The organism is Terriglobus sp. YAF25, assembly GCF_052113305.1.
GTDB lineage: Bacteria > Acidobacteriota > Terriglobia > Terriglobales > Acidobacteriaceae > Terriglobus.
Window position 1 is genome coordinate 1 of the sequence record NZ_JBFRCY010000887.1, and the last position, 1,599, is coordinate 1,599.

Consider the following 1,599-nt stretch of genomic DNA (forward strand, 5'->3'; position numbering starts at 1 on the left):
CACCAACGCTGGCCAGGATCGAGTCGCTCTGACGGCGCAGTGCACGCAGACGCTCTTCGGCTCCAACCTTCTCGGTAATATCAACGCCGAAGCCGAGCACGTAGAACGGCCGGCCTTCGGTCTCAATCAGCCGGTTCCTGTAGGCAAGGACCCGAACTTCCTCATTGCGGTGACACAAACGCAGCTCTCCCTGAGCCTCTCCGCTGGTGCAGACCGCCTGCAGGTACGCCTCCAAGGCATCCACTTCGTCGGCCGGAACAAAGTCCGCCAGCGGCTTGCCTACCATCTCATCGATGCTGTACCCGAGGCTCTCCGCGCCGTAACGATTCAGGCTGATCAGCGTTCCATCCTCGGCATGGGTAAACACCATACCGAGAGAACCCTCAATCAACTGGCGATACCTTGCTTCGCTCTCACGCAGAGTAGCCTCGGCTTCCCGCTGCAAGGTGACATCGATGCCGGTGGCGATGATAAAGGCCACTTCATTCTGTTCATCCAGCAGAGCTGTCGCGCTCCATGCGATATGACGCATGCTTCCATCGCGCGTCCGCCAGAAGTTCTCGAAGGTCGTGGGAAAGTTGCCGCGGGCGATGCTTTCGAAGGTCGCAATCGCGTCCTCGATATCTTCCTCCGGAATCAGCTTCTCCCAAAGATGCTGGCCTATCAGATCCGAGACCTGATATCCGGAGATGACCTCGCAGGCGCGATTGAATCGGACGACACGGCCAGCCGTATCCAACACCGCAACCAGGGCTCCCACGGTATCCAGCACTGCAGAGACGAAGTTGCGCTCCACGGTAAGAGCTGTCTCCACACGCTGCCGCGTGCGGGACGCACGATCCATCGATCGCATCCGGGTGCTGAGTTCCAGCCGGGTGACGATCTGGCGAGCGAGGACCTCCAACGCCTCCACCTGCTGATCGTTCAAAGTGCGCGGCACGGTGTCCAGAACACACAGGAGGCCGATACGCGCCCCATCCGGAGTCGTTAGAGGAGCACCCGCATAAAAACGATAGGTCGCATCTCCCAGGGCAATACCGTTCGCTCCAAAGCGCTTGTTCCGTGACAGATCGGGAATCTCATAGACGTTCGCATCCTGCAGCGTCTCATCGCCGGGAAAGGCGTTGCGGACCAGTTCCGGCGTCTCCCAGTTGGGGTGAGACTTGAACCAGATCCGATTCGTGTCCAGAAGGCCGACCGCGGCTGCCGGAGTATTGCAGATCTGCGCTGCCAGACGCGAGATTTCGTCCAGCGCCGAATCTGCCGGAGTATCGAGAATCTCGTATTGTTCGAGCGCGCGAAGCCTTAACTGCTCGTCCCGGATCAGGCTGCTCTTCATCGTTATCTAACGTTATGCATCCTAGAGCATTTCCCTGTTGCTGGGTATCCCGAAAGAGAAATGCGGCAGCGTTTTCATTGCGGAAAAAACGCTTATAGATGCGGAAGCCCTACTGTACGCCTACAGGGAAATGCTCTACGCAAACGAGAGAGCAATGAAAACTATCAGATTTGGTGCACTGAGAGCGTTTTCCCGGTTGCCGAGTATCCCGGAAGGGGCGTGCGGCGGCGTTTTCATTGCGGAAAACGCCCATAGACGCG

General features: G+C 58.2%; 2 protein-coding genes. One reads left to right on the top strand and one right to left on the bottom strand.

Features of this window, described 5'->3' with window-relative positions; genetic code table 11:
* A partial coding sequence (locus AB4043_RS24865; protein ID WP_442308442.1) for a PAS domain S-box protein occupies window positions 1–1,339 on the bottom strand: 1,339 nt, incomplete at its 3' end.
* A gap of 37 nt (window positions 1,340–1,376) precedes the next feature.
* On the opposite strand from AB4043_RS24865, the gene AB4043_RS24870 reads away from it, so the two are divergent.
* Window positions 1,377–1,599 (top strand): hypothetical protein (locus tag AB4043_RS24870; RefSeq protein WP_442308443.1); only part of this gene is annotated, 223 nt, incomplete at its 3' end.